Source organism: Beduini massiliensis (genome assembly GCF_000829905.1).
Lineage (GTDB): Bacteria > Bacillota_I > Bacilli_A > Erysipelotrichales > Coprobacillaceae > Beduini > Beduini massiliensis.
On record NZ_CDPP01000005.1, the window covers coordinates 609,058 to 628,463 of the forward strand.

The following is a 19,406-nucleotide window of genomic DNA, read 5'->3' on the forward strand; positions in this document are numbered from 1 at the left end:
TGATCCATCTCTATTTCTATTATACATGAAACCGCTTCAATTTGCATCTTTGGTAATAAAAATGAAATATCTAACGATATTCCACTTCTAATTCTAATTTTTTTGTGTGTTCTTTTAAACAACTGACAAATTTTGAAGCATTTAAGATGTAAACCGATAAATCCTGTTTAGTTGTTTTCATTTTTACTTTTGTTTTTGAAACCAGTTCAACTTCTTTTAAATCGATATAATCAATCATGACAGGTAAAATGCCAATATAGCGAAATGCATATACCAACATAAAATCTTCCTTAACTAAAATGTTGAAACGCCCCAACATCATCGTTAATGCCATTAAAGATAAGACTACAGTAATAATCAACTTTGCTGTTTCATGCTGGCTGGCAGCATGAATCGCTAAAATAACCATGCCGATAAACGCAACTGCACAGATACTTAATAAACGGGGTTCTTTAAATTTCATCTTTTACCTCTTCTAAATTTCTTTTTTCAAATGTTTGTTTCATTTCTTTACGAAAACGATTAAAGGATACAATAAATATAATCGGAAACACAATACTGCAAACGGCTATTACCACCAGACAGGCTAAAGCAATAGACGCAAATGTTACTGACATAGGTCGATCACCTCGAGGTCATCAGGAACATAAATACTGCCATTAAAGTATTTAGCTGCCTCCAATGTATACAGAGCTTTACGCTGGGTCAGATTTTTCTCTTCAGTATGCCAAAGAATGAGATGTTTTATGCCAAGCTGAGTCGCTAAAACAGCGGCATCTTTTGCAGTGCTGTGATGTTTTTCATAAGGTTTAAATAGATCACGCTGATCATACAGACAAAAAGCCTCATGCATCAGCCAATCTGCTCCTTTCACATATTCATAGCACTTTTCATTATAAGGTTCATCTCCGGCAAAGGCTATCTTTTTGCCGTCTTCATTGATGAAAGTAAAAGCAAATTGTTTTGCCTTAGTTGATAATATATCATAAAACGTAAACGGTGTATCCAAGATTGTCCATTGATCTCCATCTTGCAATGGGTGAAAGAGAACACGCTGATCAAAACAGTTGGTAAGCTTTTTTTGTAAAGTCAGCTGACAGAGCGTTTTAATCGTCTCTACAAGTGTTGTATGCGCATAAATATGAAAATCTCCCATGTAATCATTCGCCAAAATCTTAGTTGTGATCATACGAATAATCCAAACAACCCCTAAAATATGATCCGTATGCTCATGTGTGACAAAAAGGTGATGAATTCCATTCAAAGGGATGTTCATCTCATCTAATCGACCTAAGATTCCGTTTCCTCCACCGGCATCCACAAGGAAATATTCATTATCTTTCTTTAATGCAAAACATGTATTGTAACACTTTTTAACAGCAGCATTTCCTGTTCCTAAAACTAATAATTTATCCATGAATAAGTTCCTCCAATTCTTAAATAAGTATACTGATTATTTTACTTAAAAGCAAGAATTTGACGTTCATCTTTTTGATTCATAAAAAGAATAGTAAAGCATTTAAAATCTATGATACCATTTAGATAGAGATAAGTATCCAGCTATTCATGTATTTAGAATTTTCCATTTCAACAATGGTTTCATTTAAAAAGCAAAGGGAGGGATAAAGATGAAACGCAGAAAGAAGTTATGTATGATTATAATGAGTTTATGCATGGCAATTGGACTTAGCATATCCTCAACAAAAGCAATTGAAACTTTTAAATTAGTTGAAGAAAGTGATGGGGTTAAAATATATAAAAACAAACTAACTAAAGAAATGTATGCAGACATTGATTTAACTCAACTAGACCACACAAGAAAGATGACGGTTTACCATAATGATACAAATGGAATTCGCATTGGTATAGACATTATGGATGCTGCTTCATTTAAAAAACTGCATTCTGAGCAAACGACGGGTTGGAGCTCAGGTACACTTCCGGAGGGACTCAGCACTCTGCGCCCGCATATCAGTGACGGAGGCTTAGAAGCTAGTTTTTATGTTGATGTTATCGGGAATTATCCTGCCAGAATCATGAACACATATACCCCTATTTTCAAAAAAGCACAAGCCACTGTGAACAACTATGAGGTGAACGTTACCACTGAACAGTCACAGAAAGATTTACCTGCAAGAGCAGAATTGACGTATAATTACACTGTGAAAAAATTCGGATTTGTGTTAGGCAGTCATGCAGGTTACTTTACCTTAGAAGTGAATGCTGTCGGTCAAATAAGATTATCATGGGCATAATCTGTGTTTAATGGCACTTTCCATTAAATCAAATAGTATTTTTTAAGCATAGCAATGAGAGTGGCTATGCTATTTTATTCCAATTCATGAAAAATAAGGCAGAGCCAATTGAATGGTGCTATACTATAGAAATTAGGGGAGATGGAATTATGGAGAATAGAAAAAATGATTTTACTAAGGGAAGTGTGGCACGCAATATTATTAATCTTGCAATTCCGATGACACTCGCACAACTGATCAATGTATTATATAATATCGTCGATCGTATTTTTATTGGACGTATTGATAATGGAGCGACCTTAGCAATGAGTGGGTTGGGGTTATCCCTGCCGCTGATTACGATCATTATCGCCTTTGCTAACCTATTTGGAATGGGTGGAGCTCCATTGTGTTCAATTGCCAGAGGGAAAGGCAATGATCAGGAAGCCGAAGAAATTATGGGCAATTCTTTTGCTTTAATGATTATTTTCGGAATTCTCTTAACTATCATTGGTTTACTGTTTAAAAAGCCATTGCTTTTCATGTTTGGTGCCAGTGAAGCAACCTTTCCTTATGCAGATGCCTATATTTCAATTTATCTGTTAGGCAGCTTATTTGTGATGATTGGATTAGGGATGAACAGTTTTATCAATTCTCAGGGGTTCGCTAAAATTGGAATGATGACCGTTTTGTTAGGGGCAATCACCAATATCGTGTTAGATCCGATTTTCATCTTTACTTTTCAAATGGGAGTTCGTGGTGCCGCTTTGGCTACTGTCATCTCACAGTTTATTTCAGCTGTGTGGATACTCCTGTTTCTAACTGGTAAAAACACTATTTTGAAATTACGCATTCAACGAATGAAACTGAAATTAGATTATGTAAAACAAATTGTTTCCTTAGGGATGTCAGGATTTGTCATGGCGATTACCAACTCCTTGGTAGCGATTGTCTGCAATGCCAGTCTGCAATCTTATGGCGGAGATATTTATGTAGCGGCAATGACTGTCATCAATTCCATTCGTGAAGTCGTTTCCATGCCTTCAAGCGGATTAACAAACGCCTCTCAACCGGTATTAGGTTATAATTACGGTGCTCAGGCTTATGAGCGAGTATTAAAAGGCATTAAGTTTATGACATTGGTTTGTGTTGCTTATACCTTTGTCATGTGGCTGATTATTACGCTGTTCCCAAGTTTCTTTATCCATATCTTCAATAATGAGCCCCACTTAATTGAAGTGGCGATTCCTTCTTTAAAAGTTTATTTCTTTGGTTTCTTTATGATGGCATTTCAATTTGCCGGACAATCTGTTGCGGTAGCTTTAGGGAAATCGAAACAAGCGGTTTTCTTTTCTCTATTAAGAAAAGTATTTATCGTTGTTCCACTGACACTCCTTTTGCCTAAACTTTTTGGCTTAGGCATCACTGGGATATTCTTAGCGGAACCGATATCCAATTTCATTGGCGGTGGTGCCTGCTATCTGACGATGTGGCTGACCATCGGTCGTGATTTAAAGAAAAAAGCTCTGCTTCAAAAAGAAAAAGCAGTGCTTTAATCCTACGTTATGAATATTCATAACGTTTTTTATTTAATTAAAAGTTAAGATGCAGGTACTCATTAAGCAGATCATCCCGACTGCCATAAAAGCCAGTGCAGCACCTGCCCTTTTCTTACGGGTTGTCATCAGACTTCTTTCTTCACTATTCATTGAAATCGGATATTTTCGACGTCCGATCAAGTATAAAATCAATCCCCCACTTCCATTATTACCACTCAGTGAAAAGAACCCCCACCATTTAGGATGTTTTAAACCACGACATTTCGCATCTAATTCAGTTAAGCGAAAAATTTGATAAGCTAATGCCATAGCTCCCATTAATACCATAAATACAAATACTATTAAATACCAAGTCATCCTCATTCCTCCTTAAAACTTTTTTATGATCTGATAAAACAAGAAACAGGTACTGATGATTCCGATTGATGCACTGCCAATAATCAAATAATTATTTTTAGCGATCAAACCATTAAATAATACAAATAAAATTAAGAAAAATATATTGATGCCGATTGCCATAATCAACTTTTTATTACTGCTGACTGTATCGGTGCTTTCTTCTAAATGCTGAATCATTTTAGAATCCCCCTTCAATAGTTCATCCAGACTGATTTGATATAAATCGCTCAGTTTAATAATACTGATAATATCGGGATAGGACTTTTCATTTTCCCAGTTAGATATGGTCTGTCGAGAGACTTGCAGCTGTTCAGCCACCATCTCTTGTGTAAGCAAAGAAGCCGTTCTTGCTTTTCTTAATTTGTCCCCAATCTCCATAACAATCTCATTCCTTTCGTACTCATCATGCCATGTTTAAGTGTATTTGTCTATCCAACTTCTTTGACATCGCTCAATTTAGTGTCAAAATCCTTTGACATCGCTTGTTTAATACAATAAAAGCACTCCTATGAGTGCTGATTAACGGCGCTTACTGCTTTTAGAAGGACGACGGTTTCTTGGTGAAGCCGGCGTTTTCTTTGGTGCTTTTTTCTCTTTCTTTACAGGTTGACTTAAATCTTCCATAGGATAATAAGGGTTCTCCACAACCGGAATGGATTGGTGAATAAATCTTTCGACTTCTTTAAGAAGATCCTTTTCCTGATAACAGCAGAATGTGATCGCTTCTCCGCTTGCCCCTGCACGAGCGGTACGTCCGATACGATGCACATAGTTTTCAGCTTGTTCAGGTAAGTCAAAATTGATGACATGAGTTAAATCATCAATATCAATGCCTCTTGCCGCAATATCGGTGGCAACTAAAATGCGAGCTTTGTTATCTTTAAAATTTTGTAAAGCACGGACACGAGAATTCTGTGATTTATCCCCATGAATCGCTTCTGCCGTTATTTTTGCTTTATTAAGCTTCTTGCACAAAGTATCCGCATTACGTTTGGTACGTACAAATACGATAGCATTATAAATGCGGGGATCATCTAACAGACGAATCAATAATTTGGTTTTATTTAATTTATCAACATAATATAAAGACTGCTGAATCTTTTCTACTGTCATATGTCCTGAACTGATCATAATACGCACTGGATCATGTAAGATTTCATTCACTAAATGTTGTATTTCATCAGGCAATGTCGCTGAAAAAAGCATTGTCTGTCTTTTAGATGGAATGAGCTTCATGATCTTGCGGATATCACAAATAAATCCCATATCCAACATACGATCTGCTTCATCTAAAACAAAGTATTCAACATGGTGAAGATCCAACAAGCCTTGTTCATGAAGATCCCATAAACGCCCCGGTGTCGCAATTAAGACATCGATTCCACGTTCAATTGCAGTAACCTGCTGACCTTGACGTACACCGCCATAGATAGCCGCAGATTTTAAGTTAACATAGGGATTCAGTGATGAAAAAGTCTCATTGATCTGTATCGCTAATTCACGTGTTGGGGCTAATATCAGCGCCTTGATTGTTCGCGGATATTTGTCTGCTTCCTCACGCAAATAGAGTTTTTGTAAGATCGGTAAAGCAAACGCAGCCGTTTTGCCGGTTCCTGTCTTTGCACAGCCAAGCAGATCTTTTCCTTCTAATAAAGGAGGGATTGCCTGTGACTGAATCGGTGATGCTTCTTCATAATTCAAATGAGCCACCGCTTTTTGCAATGGTTCGATTAATTGTAATTCATTAAATTTCATTTATTTCCTCTTTCTTTAAACATACAGTTTAGTATAACACAAACAAAAGAAAAACACTACTTTTCATAGTGTTCTTCATGCGGACGGGTTTCATAACGTTCAATAATACGCTGAACGACTGGATGACGAACAACATCCATCGCTGATAATTCAACAAATTGAATCCCCTTAACCCCGCGTAAGATTTGCGAAGCGATCTTTAATCCTGAATGGATACCTCGCGGTAAATCAATTTGTGTAATATCTCCGGTGATGACCATTTTAGAATTAAATCCTAAACGAGTCAAAAACATTTTCATTTGGGCATCTGTAGTATTTTGAGCTTCATCCAAGATAACATAGGCATCTTCTAATGTACGTCCTCGCATATAGGCAAGCGGTGCAATTTCGATTGTTCCTTTTTCAATCAGACGCTCCGTCTGTTCCACCCCTAGCATATCATGAAGGGCATCATATAAAGGGCGCAAATATGGATCTACCTTTTCTTTTAAATCCCCTGGCAAAAAGCCTAAGCTTTCTCCTGCTTCTACTGCCGGACGAGTTAAAACAATACGCTTCACCTCATTATTCTTCAATGCCGCTACTGCAAAAACAACTGCCAGATAAGTTTTTCCGGTTCCGGCAGGTCCGATTCCAAAAACCACGTCATTCTTTTTTAGCGCTAAGTAATATTCTTTTTGTCCGATCGTTTTAGGATAAATTACTTTCCCGGTAATCGTTTTAGCGATGACCACATCATATAGTGCATCTAATTTTTCCAAATGATTATCCTGCTGTAGTTTTAATGCGTAGATAATATCTCGCGATGAAATATTAAGTCCTTTCTTAGTCAATGCCAGTAAAGCAATCACTAGGCTTTCTACCTTTTGAACTACGGTGTCATCTTCACTTTGGATGATGAGTTCATCTCCACGCAGTATAATATTTATGTCAAACTGTTTTTCAATCAATTCAAGATTCTTTTCGCCGATCCCTACTAAACGTGTAATCTGGTCGACCGTATATTCAGTTAGTTTCAGTGTTTTGCTCATTCATATCTCCCTTGCATGCTATATCTTCTATGACGGTATAATGTACCTTTAACCTTATTTTACTATTATCAATGCTATAATGCAAAACCTTTTCTTTGTCAATCTTCGCCTCACTGCCTAATTGCTGCTGCAGTTCATTGCGGATTTGCAGCAGCAAAGTGTTAAAATCATCGGCTTCATCTTGAAGCGGCAGCTCTTTTTCAATATCATACCAAGTATATCCATACACTTTTCCCTTAGGATATACCATAATGGTTTCATCAAATGTGGATACAATGGCATTGCTGACCAATAGATCGCCCGGCTGTACATACTGATTAATACTGCTCATGATATAACCGCTTTGAATTTGAAATTCTTTGATTACACTTTCTTTGCATGCCACAATCGGACGGACATCTTTTTCTGCAATTTGTGATTCTTTTTTATTCGTATACTCTATATAGATAGTTTCCCCTTGTTGATAGATATTTATCCAGTCAATATTACTTTTATAGTCATTTAACAGTTGATTTTTTAAATTGGCAATATCATCCAATGACATTTTTTTATCAAAAAAATCAATATGATAATCTTTCAGCTTTGCGACAATATCTTCATTCAACTGATATTGCGTACCGATGATTTTTAAATTTAATATATGCTGCTGCGTATAATAAAACACCGCGATAAAAACCGCTACACCTACTAACTTTACTTTGCTTTTTAAAAAACGTGTAATATAGTAAAGGGGACCGACACTCTTAATAAATTGTAAAGGAACGTCTAATTTTTGGAGGACATACGTGTCTTTGCGCCGTACTAAAAAACTATACGTATATGTATCGATCTTGCGCAAATGATACAGCTGCACCTTATTTTTGGTAAATAAATCAATGTAATAAGAGATATTGAGACAATCGATTTCATACACATCATAGCCCAAACCGATGCTAAGCATAACTAAATTTAACTTCTTTCATAATACCTCGAATATGGATTTCTTCTTGTGACAAATACACCACAATGAAATCATCTCCAATCAGTTTTAACATACATTTGGGCATTTTTAACAGGATACAATGTGTTTCTAATGTGATGATGCTTTCATACTGTTTTATTACGATCTTACTTTGGTCTAAATATATCACAATATCACCTCATGAAATTATATGAACCATTTCTAAACAAAATGCTTTAATCCTATCTTTTAATAAAAAATATCCCCTCATTTTTATATGGATGAAAGAATTAAGCTATCCCTCTTATCTTTATCTGTCATTTTAAATACTAAAAAAACGTGCCTGTCATGTGCATAATTTCAATAGCAATGATTTGTTGCGTGACTTTATCAAGATGAAACTATACAATAGCTATGAGGTGAAACTTATGCATACTATTGGTGAAGAAATTAAAAACTTACGACAACAAAAAGGAATGACTCAACAGGAATTGGCAGACCTTTTATTTATTACCCGACAAGCGATCTCTTCTTATGAAAATTCAAAAACAACTCCTGACCTGCAAACTCTGCAGCGTTTAGGAGACATTTTCAATACCGATCTAATTCATTCAACAACAACGGAAAAACCAATTAAAAACTATTCTGCATTGATTTATATCGGAATTATTTTCATCGCGGTCATTAATCTGCTTGTACGAATGACCTTGAAATTGCCTTTGATTGGGGAAGATATGATTATTTATATTATGCTTTTAATGGCAACAACGCTTTATTTTATATTTAACTATGTCATCAAAAATGAGGATTATACGTTAATTGCCGGGTTCGATTCTTCTTTACCTTATCATTATCCGACATTAAAAAAGATGGTTCTTTCGATACTTCATGTCGTATTGATCGATATTTTAGGATTCATGCTGTTGTTTTTGGTCTTAATTTATCTTGATGTCAATGCGAAGATCTTTCCATTGATCTTGATGATCTTTATTTTTAATTTTATCGGTTCAATCCTGCTTGTTAATTATCGCTACAAAGATCAACTTCTCTTAAAAAAGATAGACAATGCCGGCAGTCAGATTCCTCTATTTGTCTTTTTAGGCTCTATCTTTAGTTTAGTTGGTATGATGTGGTTTGTGATGGAACATTTCAATATTTCCAATAATACTCCTGAAGCCATGCAGCTCTTACTCATTTTATTTCCTTATCTTATTTACAATGTTGCTTGGCTGCTGATTACTGATAATAAAATGAAAAAAATCAAGGAAAAACCTTCTTCATATTTAAGAAGTATAGGGATCACCGTGATCATCAATTTACTATTATTAGCAGCCCTTTATTTAATGGCTTCAAACTTTTAACAACATTTATCTAAAGTGTTTATTTTAATGCTCAGATTGTGTATAATAGGGGTGAATTAAAGGAGGCTTATAAAATGAGTTTTAGAGAAGACTTTTTATGGGGCGGTGCCGTTGCTGCTCACCAGCTTGAAGGTGGCTGGGACCAAGGCGGAAAGGGACCTAGTGTTGCCGATGTAATGACAGTCGGAGCAAACGGTGTTCCAAGAAGAATTACAGATGGTGTCATCGAAGGGGAAAACTATCCTAACCATGAAGCCATTGATTTTTATCATCGTTACAAAGAAGATATTGCTTTATTTGCGGAAATGGGCTTTAAATGTTTTAGAACAAGTATTGCTTGGACAAGAATTTTCCCTAAAGGCGATGAAATGGAGCCTAATGAAGAAGGGTTAAAGTTCTACGATGATTTATTTGATGAGTGTATTAAACATAATATTGAACCTGTTATTACGTTATCTCACTTTGAAATGCCTTATTATTTAGTAACGCAATATGGTGGATGGCGTAATCGTAAAATGATTGAATTTTTCGTTCGTTTTGCGACAGTATGTTTCAAACGTTATAAAAACAAAGTAAAATACTGGATGACTTTCAATGAAATCAACAATCAAGCCAATTACAAAGAAGACTTTGCACCTTTCACTAATTCAGGAGTCAAGTATAAAGAAGGCGAAGATCGTGAACAAATCATGTATCAAGCAGCTCACTATGAATTAGTAGCGAGTGCCCAATGTGTTAAAATCGGTCATGAAATCAACCCTGAATTCCAAATCGGTTGTATGATCGCGATGTGTCCGATCTATCCATATTCTTGTGATCCAGAAGATATGATGATGTCAGTTGGCGCAATGCATAAACGTTATTGGTTCACTGATGTCCATGTTCGTGGTTACTACCCTGCTTATATGCAGAAATTCTTTGAAAGAAAAGGATATGATTTAGATATTACCGAACAAGATGAAGATGATTTATTAGATGGTTGTGTCGATTATATCGGATTTAGTTACTACATGTCTTTTGCGACAAAGATTACTCGTGACAATCCACATTATGATTATGATGAAACGATCGATTTAGTTAAAAACCCTCACGTTAAAGCAAGTGATTGGGGTTGGCAAATTGATCCAGTTGGATTACGTTATGCTTTAAACTGGTTCTATGATCATTATCAGCTGCCTATGTTCATCGTTGAAAACGGATTTGGTGCTATCGACGTTAAAGAAGCAGATGGCGCTGTTCACGATCCTTATCGTATTGACTATTTAGCGGCTCATATCGCAGAAATGAAAAAAGCAGTAGACGAAGACGGTGTAGATTTAATGGGTTATACGCCTTGGGGATGTATTGACCTTGTTTCAGCCGGTACCGGAGAAATGAAAAAACGTTATGGATTCATTTATGTAGATAAAGATAACGAAGGCAAAGGAACTTTAGACAGAAGTAAAAAAGATTCTTTTGAGTGGTATAAAAAAGTTATTGCTACAAATGGTGAAGATTTAAGTAAATAATTGAAAACCTCATTCTAATAAACAGAATGAGGTTTTATCATGTCTAGACTTTATAGTTTACGAATCGGATGACGAATAATCGTCTTCATTTTAGTGACATCCGAGCGACGTCCATCAGACAAATAAATTTCATGGTGATAACGTTCATCATTAATATCCAACACATAACCCTGTTCCTTTATATACTGATGCATCTTGTCTACGGTTTGGGGTTCATCATCATAGCTCCCTAAATGCAGACATTGTACACAACACCCTTCATCATATGTAAAGAACTTTACTTTTGAAAAATCTTTCTTCTTTTTAAATGTTGCTTGTTCTTTTGCCCATTCAACATCCTTTTCTTTCACAAATTCGGGTAAACGAATCAATGAAATCCAATGAAATTCTTCTTTATGGGCGTAATCGATGCCCTTTTTATTTTCCATCCACCAAAATCCTTCTAATGGCGGAACTACATATTCAAAAAAGCCTTCCATTTCATATCCATTTTTATAACTCATCTTTAAAGTATAAGCAACACCATAAAGCTGTCTGATCGCCTCACTGTACATTCCCTCAGGATCATTTGGATTTCCTGTTCCTTCAACTGATAGAAACTGCATTGGTATAATATCAATAATTTGTGGCTTTATGGATGGGCGATAAAATGCTTTCTGTTCTTTTTTATAATCAAATGCCATCGTTCATTCTCCTTTCATTTCTAATTGTATTATACCCGACATAACTTGACACCTGTCTGTCCAGTTAAAAAAAGAATAGGTTTCCCTATTCTAAGATCAGTTGATACATACGCTCTTTTGATTCTTCTTTACTTGCTTTATTGTATCGCCCCTTGGTCATTGAAACAAGCTTCATTCCCAGTTTTTCCATAACTTTATACGAAGCCACATTTTGATCATCACAATGAGCTATCAAACGTTTTAATCCTATCGAGATGGCGAATGTCTTCATCGTCGCCGCTGCTTCAAATGCATATCCATGGTGCCAATAATGTTTATTTAAGATCCATCCCAGTTCACCGGTCTCATGGCTTTCGTCCAAATAAAGACAAACAGAACCGATATGCACATCCCCTAGTAAGATGGCAAACTCGTAAAAATCCGGAACTTCCTTTTCCCACTCTTTACTGACGTTTTCCAAAAAATCCCGTGTTTCTTCTTTATTTTGATTGGGAAGATGAATCATATATAACGTATTGCTTAAATCACTGCTATAAACATGGGTAGAATCTAAATAGTCAATCCCATGCGGTTTCAATACCAGACGTTCGCTTTTTATGCAAGGAACTTTCCTCATCTTATTTAAACTGTGCCATATAGGCTTCAATCTCATCTGTGGTGCGAATAATATCTTTTGATAATACCACACATCCATCTTGAGTAATCAACAAATCATCTTCGATACGAATCCCAATGCTTTCTTCATCGATATAAAGTCCTGGTTCGTTAGTGATGATGGCTCCTGGACGCAATTCCTTATTGCTGGCAATCGTCGCATCGTGCACATCAATCCCTAAATGATGAGATACCCCATGCATATAATACTTGATTAATTCACTGTCTTCTTTAATCAAACCAATCTCTTTTAATCCATTAGCTAATACTTCTTTGCAGACATTATTTAATTCAACGGTTGTCATCCCCGGTTTTGCTGTAGCTGCAACCGTCTGATTGGCCTTTAACACAATATCATAAATTTGTTTTTGGCGCTCAGTAAACTTCCCATTGATTGGGTACGTACGTGTAATATCGGCACAATACCCCTCATATTTCGCCCCTAAATCCAACAAGATTAATTCATTGTCTCGGCACGGTCCGCAGTTTTCCGAATAATGCAGCATCGTTCCGTTATATCCGGCACCGGCAATCGTCGCAAAAGATGGCCCACTGGCCCCATTATAACGAATTTTATATTCAAAGTTTGCCTGTACCTGATTTTCCTGCATTCCCGGTTTTAAAGTCTGCATCACAAACTCTAAACCACTTTGTGTAATATCGATTGCTTTTTGTACCTTTTCTATTTCTTCTTCATCTTTTTGCATACGAAGCGGTGCTATAAGTGCATAGGCATTTTTAACCATGACAGACGGATAAATCTTTTTAAACTGTTCTGCCATTACCATATTATAATCTGGTAAATCTGTCGGTGAATTACGATACAGATCAAAATAAACGGTTTGTATATCATTTTGCATCATCAAAGTATTTATATATTTATCAAATTCATCTAAATATTTAACGGTTTTAATCTCTGATAACTCACTGGCTTGGGTGGCTGTCAGCTGTTTTCCCTGCCATTTTTCTTCCAACGGATCAATACGCTTAATAAATAAAACAGGATCCATTTCTCCATTTTTATGCATAACTAAAATAACATCTTTTCTTTCAATCCCGGTTAGATAAAAGAATTGTGTGTTAACGGCAAATGGGTGGTAAGCATCTAAACTGATATGATGCTGTACCCCTGAATATAAAATCAGCACATCATTTTTCTGCATTTGTTCATAGACTTGTATCTGTCTTGTTTTTTTACTCATTGTGTTTCCCCCTTATCTCTTTTTATTATACCTTCTCAAAATAAATTGTAAATCAAAAATACAACCGGTTTTTGCTCATCGTGATCGTAAAATTATGATATGCATCTCACTAAATAAAAGAATATAAGAAGAGTCATCTAAACGATGACTTTAACCAAACTGAAAATAATCTTTCTGCTGACTTTCATAAACAGCCACATCAAATTTTTCTTGAAGAATCTTTTTGACCTGAGGAACCATCACTCGTTCCGCAAAATGTCCGATATCTATTAAGCATAAGCCTTTGCTGTAAGCGTTTTGTGCTTCATGATATTTAATATCGCCTGTAATCAAAACATCGACCTGACCTGCTAGTTCATCAATAAAATCAGCGCCACTTCCGCCAATAACAGCGATATTGTTTACAGGCTGATCACAGTTTCCAACGTAACGTAAAGCAGGCAGATTCAAATCTTTTTTGACTTGTTTAATCAACTGTCCCAATGTTGTTTGAAGCGCTGCGGTTTTGATTAACCCATCTTCACCATAGTCCTGATAATCCTCGATCTGCATTGCTTCCATCAGCCACTTATTCATTGATAAATAAGATCCACGATCCATACAGGTATGAGAACTGTAAATCGTAATATGATGGTTGAGTGCCATCTCAATAATTTTACCGGTTTCTTCTTCTGTATTCACATAATACAACGGATGAAATAATAAAGGATGATGCGTAATCAACAGATCAATATGATGATCTATACATTCCTGCATGACATCGATATCCGGAGTAAGGGCAATCATGATATTTTCAACTTTACCATGAATATTGCCCACTTGCAGCCCACAATGATCCCACTCATACGCTAACGTTAACGGAAAAAAGGTTTCCAAAAAATCGGTTATATCTTTAATCATCATTTAATATCGCCTCGATCTCGATTATATCGTTTTGTGTTTCCTGAAATTTAGGATGTGTTTGATCTTGAATACTGTCAAGAATCCGTTTTTTGATTGTCATCTCTCTTTGCCATTTTTGTTTAAATAATAATGGTTGTTTTTTTCTTAAAATAGGACCATAACAATAATCCAACATAGTATATTCTATCTTTTTATCTGTTCTTTTAAAAACAATGACTTCGTAAAGATGACGAAGGTCTTTCACAATCGCTTCATCCACAATTTCCCACCCGTTCGTACATAAATATTCTCTTAGAGCGTATTCACAAATATTAGCTTGCAAGATCAATGTATGCACTTGATTTAATTTAGCTAAATGGGCTTTTAAAATATCGACCATTAGAAAACCGCCCATACCGCTGATGGATATCATGGTAACCGGCTTTTCGATAATCGGTGCCAGCCCATCGCCTAGTAAAGGGATTACTCGGTCTTGCAATTGCATCATTTGAATAGTTTCTTTGCTGGAATTCAAAGGACCTTCGGCCACATCACAGGCGTAAGCTTTACTGACTATGTTTTTCTCTACTAAAAAGCAAGGCAGATAGCCATGATCCGTCCCAATATCGGCTAACTGATCATCACTATTCGCTTGCTTTTTTATCATGGTCGCAATACAATCCAAACGTTTTGATAATTTCATTTTAACGATCTAAGAAATCTTTCAAACGTTTTGATCGAGATGGATGTTTTAATTTTCTTAAGGCTTTTGCTTCAATCTGACGAATACGTTCACGAGTAACGTTAAATTCTTTCCCTACTTCTTCTAAAGTACGAGTACGCCCATCATCTAATCCAAAACGCAGACGCAATACTTTTTCCTCACGATCCGTCAATTCTAATAAAACTTCATTCAATTCATCTTTCAATAATTCATTGGCAGCGTAGTCATCCGGTGACATGGCCCCCTCATCTTCAATGAAATCTCCTAAATGAGAGTCATCTTCTTCTCCGATCGGCGTTTCTAAAGAAACCGGTTCTAAAGAGATTTTTTGAATTTCACGCACTTTTTCAGGTGTCATGTTATCCATTTTTTCAGCGATTTCTTCAGCGTAAGGTTCGCGTCCTAATTCTTGAATCAACTGTCTTTGAATACGTGTTAATTTATTGATGGTTTCGACCATATGCACAGGAATACGAATTGTTCTGGCTTGATCGGCAATGGCACGAGTAATCGCTTGTCGAATCCACCATGTCGCATAAGTCGAGAACTTAAATCCTTTTGTATAATCAAATTTTTCAACGGCTTTGATCAGCCCCATGTTCCCTTCCTGAATCAAATCTAAGAAGAGCATTCCACGTCCAACATAACGTTTTGCGATTGAAACTACCAAACGCAAATTAGCTGCCGCTAAACGTTTTTTTGCTTCCTCATCCCCATCTAAAATACGTTTTGCCAATTCGATTTCTTCATCATGACTTAACAGTTCTACACGTCCGATTTCTTTTAAATACATTTTAACCGGATCATTAATCTTAACGTTGCTTCCCAACTGATTATCATCATATGTATCAGTAGCGGCCGTATACATATTGTAAGTATCACTGGTCATTAAATCAAAGTCATTAACAAAGTCTAAATCAGGACCTTCTTCTGTCGCTAAATCGTCAATATCAGAGTCCAAATCAAGATCCAGATTAAGATCGATTTCTTCCAATGATTCCAGGTCGATATCCACGTCTTCCAATTCATCTAAAGAATCATCGACAATATCAATATTATTTTCGGTTAAGAATGTTAAAAGTTCTTCTGCTGATTCGTCATCCAGATCATATTTTGTTAAAAAGGCATCTAAATCTTCCTGAGTCAATTTGCCTAATACTTTTGATGTTTCTAAAATATTCTTTTTTAAATCTTCTAATGTTACAGGTTCTTGTTTTTTAGCCATCTTGGTCCTCCTAATTTTTTTGGATCTCTAATATTTTTACAGCGAGTTCGGCTTTTTTTAAGGCATCTAATTCATTCGCCATCTGTAGTTTTAATTGTTCTATCTCTTTAGCCTGCGTATTGATTTTTATGGTTTCGATATAATCCTCGATCACTTTCATCTCGACTTCTTCCGGTAAGTTTTCATCCATGATTTCTAACACATATTCCACCATTTTTGTATTTTGTATGTAACTGATAAAGCTGGCAATCGTCATTTTTTCTTTTGTACGATAATAGTCTACAATATAGCTGGCAATGATACGATTCATATCATCAAACATGAATCCGATCTTTTGTTCATATAGATCACAGACCTTTTTATCATGCAGCATATAAAACAGAAGATGACGTTCCGCTTTTTGATATTTGTCCAAACGTTTATAGTCATTGCGTACTACTGGACTGATGACCGGCTGACGAACCACTTTATTGGTTTGCAGAGACTGCCAGAATTCTTTGATCACATTTTGATCACTGTTTGATCGTGTCGCAATCATTTCAATATAATATTGACGATCGATAGGATTGGTCATATTGGCAATCAACTGGCAGGACCTTTGAATAAATTCCCTGGTTTCTTCATGATTTGCCATATTGGTGTTTTCATAAAGATGCTGAATTTCAAATTCAATCGGGTCCATCGTTGAAGTCAACGCAATCCGTAATGTTTCTTCACCAAATTGCTCTAGGATTTCATCAGGGTCCATTCCATCCATCAGTTTGATCATTTTCACATTAAACTGATGCTCCAGCAGAAGCTTGGCAGACTTGATTGCCGCACTTTGTCCGGCACGGTCACCATCTAAACAAAGATAAACGTTATTGCTGAGCTTACGTATCATATTCATATGCTCATTTGTTAATGCCGTTCCCATAATGGCAAGGGTATTATCAATGCCGATACGACTTAGGGCAATGACATCCATAAACCCTTCCAGCAAGTAGACAAAGCCTGCCTTTTTAACCGGTTCCTTTGCTTTATGATAATGATAAAGCGTTCTTGATTTTATGAAGATCTCCGACTCCGGCGAATTCATATATTTGCTTTCATCTGTATTGGACCTATACACACGTCCACTAAATCCGATTACTTTTCCATCTGCATCATGCAAGGCAAACATCACACGATCACGGTAACGATCAAAAGCCCCATGTTCACCATCAATGATCAGTCCTGAACGCACCATATCGACTTCTTTGTAAGCTAAATTTTGAAAAGCCATGTATAACTGATTGTCGCGTCCGGCATAACCGATATCAAATTCTTCAATCAGACTATCATTAATATGGCGGCTTTGCAGATATTCATGCGCCGCTAAGCCTGTTTTTGTATGCAGTAAATGGCGATAAATCTTGTTAGCTTCATCATGCATCGTATAAAGCGGGACAAGTTTCTCATCTACTTTTTTTGTCGGCGTATTAAAATTTAATTCGCTGACATCAATTCCGCCTATTTCGGCAACTTTTTTAACTGCTTCAAGATATGATATATTCAAATATTCTTGTAAGAAAGTAAAAGCATTTCCTCCTGCTCCGCAAACGAAACATTTATAAATCTGTCTTGCCGGTGAAATTGACAATGACGGATTGGTATCATTATGGAACGGACAGACCGCTTTGTAATCTTTCCCCTTTTTTTGCAAAGGGAGGTATAATGAAATAACGTCAACGATGTCAACACTCTGCAATATCTCACTGATTTTCGCATCACTCAATCTTGCCATTTCATCGCCCCCTTATGTTTGATTAAAATTTAATAAAATCACTCACATATTGTGTTAATTCTGAAATCTTAACACGTACCTGTTCCATCGTGTCACGATTTCTGACTGTTACACATTCGTCTTCTAATGTATCAAAATCAACCGTTACACATAATGGTGTTCCGATTGCATCCTGACGACGGTAACGTTTTCCGATTTGTCCTGCTTCATCATATTCGCACATAAACTCTTTTGATAAAGCTCCATAAATTTCATTGGCTTTTTCAGAAAGTTTTTTTGTTAAAGGGAGAACCGCTACTTTATAAGGAGCAATCGCCGGATGTAAATGCATGACGATACGTGTATCATTTTCTAAAGCTTCTTCATCATAAGCATCCGCTAAAACTGCCAAGAACATACGATCTACCCCAACAGCCGGTTCAATGACATAAGGTAAGTATTTTTCATTTGTTTCAGGGTCTAAATATTCTAAATTTTTCTTAGAGTATTCTTGATGTCTTGTCAAATCATAATCTGTACGATCTGCAATCCCCCATAATTCTCCCCAACCAAATGGATAAGCATATTCAATATCTGAAGTTGCTTTTGAATAGAAAGATAATTCTTCTTTTTCATGATCTCTGAAACGAAGATTTTCTTCTTTGATACCAATATTTTTCAAAAAATTAAAGCAATAGTCTTTCCAATAAGCAAACCATTCTAAATCCGTATCCGGTTTACAGAAAAATTCCATTTCCATCTGTTCAAATTCACGTGTTCTGAAAATAAAGTTTCCCGGTGTAATCTCATTACGGAATGATTTACCAATCTGTCCGATTCCAAAAGGGACTTTTTTACGTGTTGTTCTTTGTACATTTTTGAAGTTGACAAAGATACCCTGTGCTGTTTCCGGTCTTAAATATACAACGCTTTTGGCATCTTCAACAACGCCCATATGGGTTTTAAACATCAGTTGAAACTGTCTGATTTCTGTAAAGTTAGTTTTCCCACAATGCGGGCATGCAATCTGATGTTCCGAAATGAAACTTTCCATCTGTTCATTTGACCATCCATCACTATGAATTTCAGGATCATATTCCTCAATTAATTTATCTGCACGATGACGTGTATGACATTCTTTACAATCCATCAAAGGATCTGAAAATCCGCCAATATGTCCCGTTGCCTCCCAAACACGTGGATTCATTAAAATGGCAGCATCAATCCCTACGTTATACGGAGATTCTTGAATAAATTTTTTCCACCAAGCCTGCTTGATGTTGTTTTTCATCTGTACCCCAAGTGGTCCATAATCCCAAGTATTTGCCAATCCATCATAGATCTCTGATCCCTGATAGACAAATCCGCTGCTTTTTGCGTGTGCTACTAATACGTCCATATCTTTTTTCGCCATAAAATTACCCCTTCCTCTAAGTAAAAAATGCCATTTAGTCTTACTAAAGGCATATGGTTGACGATATAAAAATTCAATTATTACAATACGT

General features: G+C 36.2%; 21 protein-coding genes. 4 read left to right on the forward strand and 17 right to left on the reverse strand.

Annotated elements, in window-relative coordinates:
• Positions 1-70: 70 nt before the first annotated feature.
• The 3 genes from BN1225_RS09655 to BN1225_RS09660 are packed head-to-tail and all read right to left on the reverse strand — an operon-like array spanning position 71 to position 1,417.
• Positions 71-463 carry a hypothetical protein gene (locus tag BN1225_RS09655; protein WP_041139581.1) on the reverse strand — a complete coding sequence of 131 codons (393 nt, stop codon included), beginning with the start codon at positions 461-463 and terminating at the stop codon, positions 71-73.
• The gene (locus BN1225_RS14780) at positions 453-617 is read right to left on the reverse strand and encodes a hypothetical protein (RefSeq protein WP_156133053.1); all 165 of its coding nucleotides are present in this window, start codon (positions 615-617) and stop codon (positions 453-455) included. The genes BN1225_RS09655 and BN1225_RS14780 overlap by 11 nt, the downstream gene beginning before the upstream one ends.
• Entirely contained in the window at positions 608-1,417 is an 810-nt protein-coding gene (locus BN1225_RS09660) for an MBL fold metallo-hydrolase (RefSeq protein ID WP_041139582.1), read from the reverse strand. Before BN1225_RS09660 ends, BN1225_RS14780 begins: the two co-directional genes overlap by 10 nt.
• A 211-nt stretch (positions 1,418-1,628) precedes the next feature.
• Here BN1225_RS09660 and BN1225_RS09665 point away from each other — a divergent pair, with 211 nt between their 5' ends.
• A complete protein-coding gene (locus tag BN1225_RS09665) occupies positions 1,629-2,255 on the forward strand; it encodes a hypothetical protein (RefSeq protein ID WP_041139583.1) in 627 nt (208 codons plus the stop codon).
• Positions 2,256-2,404: 149 nt separating this feature from the next.
• A complete protein-coding gene (locus BN1225_RS09670; RefSeq protein ID WP_041139584.1) occupies positions 2,405-3,790 on the forward strand; it encodes an MATE family efflux transporter in 1,386 nt (461 codons plus the stop codon).
• Between the two features lie 33 nt (positions 3,791-3,823).
• Here BN1225_RS09670 and BN1225_RS09675 read toward each other — a convergent pair whose 3' ends face one another.
• From BN1225_RS09675 to BN1225_RS09700, 6 genes are all read right to left on the reverse strand, one after another.
• Entirely contained in the window at positions 3,824-4,150 is a 327-nt protein-coding gene (locus tag BN1225_RS09675; RefSeq protein WP_041139585.1) for a hypothetical protein, read from the reverse strand.
• 12 nt (positions 4,151-4,162) lie between these two features.
• Positions 4,163-4,570, reverse strand: coding sequence for a helix-turn-helix domain-containing protein (locus BN1225_RS09680; protein ID WP_041139586.1), 408 nt, complete (start codon positions 4,568-4,570; stop codon positions 4,163-4,165).
• Between the two features lie 141 nt (positions 4,571-4,711).
• Positions 4,712-5,947 carry a DEAD/DEAH box helicase gene (locus BN1225_RS09685; protein ID WP_041139587.1) on the reverse strand — a complete coding sequence of 412 codons (1,236 nt, stop codon included), beginning with the start codon at positions 5,945-5,947 and terminating at the stop codon, positions 4,712-4,714.
• 56 nt (positions 5,948-6,003) lie between these two features.
• Complete coding sequence (locus BN1225_RS09690) at positions 6,004-6,978, reverse strand: PhoH family protein (protein ID WP_041139588.1); 975 nt, start codon at positions 6,976-6,978, stop codon at positions 6,004-6,006.
• On the reverse strand, positions 6,953-7,918 hold the full coding sequence (locus BN1225_RS09695) for a sporulation protein YqfD (RefSeq protein WP_041139589.1): 966 nt from the start codon (positions 7,916-7,918) through the stop codon (positions 6,953-6,955). The genes BN1225_RS09690 and BN1225_RS09695 overlap by 26 nt, the downstream gene beginning before the upstream one ends.
• Positions 7,911-8,108: a YabP/YqfC family sporulation protein gene (locus tag BN1225_RS09700; protein ID WP_041139590.1), complete on the reverse strand. Its 198-nt coding sequence runs from the start codon at positions 8,106-8,108 to the stop codon at positions 7,911-7,913. The genes BN1225_RS09695 and BN1225_RS09700 overlap by 8 nt, the downstream gene beginning before the upstream one ends.
• Before the next feature lie 238 nt (positions 8,109-8,346).
• Between BN1225_RS09700 and BN1225_RS09705 the strand changes: the two genes are divergently transcribed.
• On the forward strand, positions 8,347-9,279 hold the full coding sequence (locus BN1225_RS09705; protein WP_041139591.1) for a helix-turn-helix domain-containing protein: 933 nt from the start codon (positions 8,347-8,349) through the stop codon (positions 9,277-9,279).
• A 74-nt stretch (positions 9,280-9,353) separates the two neighbouring features.
• Complete coding sequence (locus BN1225_RS09710) at positions 9,354-10,787, forward strand: 6-phospho-beta-glucosidase (RefSeq protein ID WP_041139592.1); 1,434 nt, start codon at positions 9,354-9,356, stop codon at positions 10,785-10,787.
• A gap of 50 nt (positions 10,788-10,837) precedes the next feature.
• Here the strand turns inward: BN1225_RS09710 and BN1225_RS09715 are convergent, their stop codons facing one another.
• From BN1225_RS09715 to BN1225_RS09750, 8 genes are all read right to left on the reverse strand, one after another.
• Positions 10,838-11,470 carry a GyrI-like domain-containing protein gene (locus BN1225_RS09715; RefSeq protein WP_041139593.1) on the reverse strand — a complete coding sequence of 211 codons (633 nt, stop codon included), beginning with the start codon at positions 11,468-11,470 and terminating at the stop codon, positions 10,838-10,840.
• Positions 11,471-11,555: 85 nt separating this feature from the next.
• On the reverse strand, positions 11,556-12,086 hold the full coding sequence (locus BN1225_RS09720; RefSeq protein ID WP_041139594.1) for a GNAT family N-acetyltransferase: 531 nt from the start codon (positions 12,084-12,086) through the stop codon (positions 11,556-11,558).
• 1 nt (position 12,087) lies between these two features.
• Positions 12,088-13,326 (reverse strand): aminopeptidase P family protein, encoded by a 1,239-nt coding sequence (locus BN1225_RS09725; RefSeq protein WP_041139595.1) that lies wholly within the window; start codon positions 13,324-13,326, stop codon positions 12,088-12,090.
• A gap of 150 nt (positions 13,327-13,476) precedes the next feature.
• The gene (locus tag BN1225_RS09730; protein ID WP_041139596.1) at positions 13,477-14,229 is read right to left on the reverse strand and encodes a Nif3-like dinuclear metal center hexameric protein; all 753 of its coding nucleotides are present in this window, start codon (positions 14,227-14,229) and stop codon (positions 13,477-13,479) included.
• Positions 14,219-14,911, reverse strand: a complete 693-nt coding sequence (locus tag BN1225_RS09735; protein WP_041139597.1) for a tRNA (adenine(22)-N(1))-methyltransferase — start codon at positions 14,909-14,911, stop codon at positions 14,219-14,221. Before BN1225_RS09735 ends, BN1225_RS09730 begins: the two co-directional genes overlap by 11 nt.
• A 1-nt stretch (position 14,912) precedes the next feature.
• Entirely contained in the window at positions 14,913-16,157 is a 1,245-nt protein-coding gene (gene rpoD, locus BN1225_RS09740; protein ID WP_041139598.1) for an RNA polymerase sigma factor RpoD, read from the reverse strand.
• 10 nt (positions 16,158-16,167) lie between these two features.
• Positions 16,168-17,922, reverse strand: coding sequence for a DNA primase (gene dnaG, locus BN1225_RS09745; protein ID WP_041139599.1), 1,755 nt, complete (start codon positions 17,920-17,922; stop codon positions 16,168-16,170).
• A 22-nt stretch (positions 17,923-17,944) separates the two neighbouring features.
• A complete protein-coding gene (locus tag BN1225_RS09750; RefSeq protein WP_041139600.1) occupies positions 17,945-19,315 on the reverse strand; it encodes a glycine--tRNA ligase in 1,371 nt (456 codons plus the stop codon).
• Positions 19,316-19,406 lie beyond the last annotated feature (91 nt).

What these genes read in the sequence shown, in the direction of transcription:
- BN1225_RS09655 (WP_041139581.1), bottom strand. Translation starts at nt 463, where the DNA reads ATGAAATTTAAAGAACCCCGTTTATTAAGTATCTGTGCAGTTGCGTTT.
- BN1225_RS14780 (WP_156133053.1), bottom strand. Translation starts at nt 617, where the DNA reads ATGTCAGTAACATTTGCGTCTATTGCTTTAGCCTGTCTGGTGGTAATA.
- BN1225_RS09660 (WP_041139582.1), bottom strand. Translation starts at nt 1,417, where the DNA reads ATGGATAAATTATTAGTTTTAGGAACAGGAAATGCTGCTGTTAAAAAG.
- BN1225_RS09665 (WP_041139583.1), top strand. Translation starts at nt 1,629, where the DNA reads ATGAAACGCAGAAAGAAGTTATGTATGATTATAATGAGTTTATGCATG.
- BN1225_RS09670 (WP_041139584.1), top strand. Translation starts at nt 2,405, where the DNA reads ATGGAGAATAGAAAAAATGATTTTACTAAGGGAAGTGTGGCACGCAAT.
- BN1225_RS09675 (WP_041139585.1), bottom strand. Translation starts at nt 4,150, where the DNA reads ATGACTTGGTATTTAATAGTATTTGTATTTATGGTATTAATGGGAGCT.
- BN1225_RS09680 (WP_041139586.1), bottom strand. Translation starts at nt 4,570, where the DNA reads ATGGAGATTGGGGACAAATTAAGAAAAGCAAGAACGGCTTCTTTGCTT.
- BN1225_RS09685 (WP_041139587.1), bottom strand. Translation starts at nt 5,947, where the DNA reads ATGAAATTTAATGAATTACAATTAATCGAACCATTGCAAAAAGCGGTG.
- BN1225_RS09690 (WP_041139588.1), bottom strand. Translation starts at nt 6,978, where the DNA reads ATGAGCAAAACACTGAAACTAACTGAATATACGGTCGACCAGATTACA.
- BN1225_RS09695 (WP_041139589.1), bottom strand. Translation starts at nt 7,918, where the DNA reads ATGCTTAGCATCGGTTTGGGCTATGATGTGTATGAAATCGATTGTCTC.
- BN1225_RS09705 (WP_041139591.1), top strand. Translation starts at nt 8,347, where the DNA reads ATGCATACTATTGGTGAAGAAATTAAAAACTTACGACAACAAAAAGGA.
- BN1225_RS09710 (WP_041139592.1), top strand. Translation starts at nt 9,354, where the DNA reads ATGAGTTTTAGAGAAGACTTTTTATGGGGCGGTGCCGTTGCTGCTCAC.
- BN1225_RS09715 (WP_041139593.1), bottom strand. Translation starts at nt 11,470, where the DNA reads ATGGCATTTGATTATAAAAAAGAACAGAAAGCATTTTATCGCCCATCC.
- BN1225_RS09720 (WP_041139594.1), bottom strand. Translation starts at nt 12,086, where the DNA reads ATGAGGAAAGTTCCTTGCATAAAAAGCGAACGTCTGGTATTGAAACCG.
- BN1225_RS09725 (WP_041139595.1), bottom strand. Translation starts at nt 13,326, where the DNA reads ATGAGTAAAAAAACAAGACAGATACAAGTCTATGAACAAATGCAGAAA.
- BN1225_RS09730 (WP_041139596.1), bottom strand. Translation starts at nt 14,229, where the DNA reads ATGATGATTAAAGATATAACCGATTTTTTGGAAACCTTTTTTCCGTTA.
- BN1225_RS09735 (WP_041139597.1), bottom strand. Translation starts at nt 14,911, where the DNA reads ATGAAATTATCAAAACGTTTGGATTGTATTGCGACCATGATAAAAAAG.
- rpoD (WP_041139598.1), bottom strand. Translation starts at nt 16,157, where the DNA reads ATGGCTAAAAAACAAGAACCTGTAACATTAGAAGATTTAAAAAAGAAT.
- dnaG (WP_041139599.1), bottom strand. Translation starts at nt 17,922, where the DNA reads ATGGCAAGATTGAGTGATGCGAAAATCAGTGAGATATTGCAGAGTGTT.
- BN1225_RS09750 (WP_041139600.1), bottom strand. Translation starts at nt 19,315, where the DNA reads ATGGCGAAAAAAGATATGGACGTATTAGTAGCACACGCAAAAAGCAGC.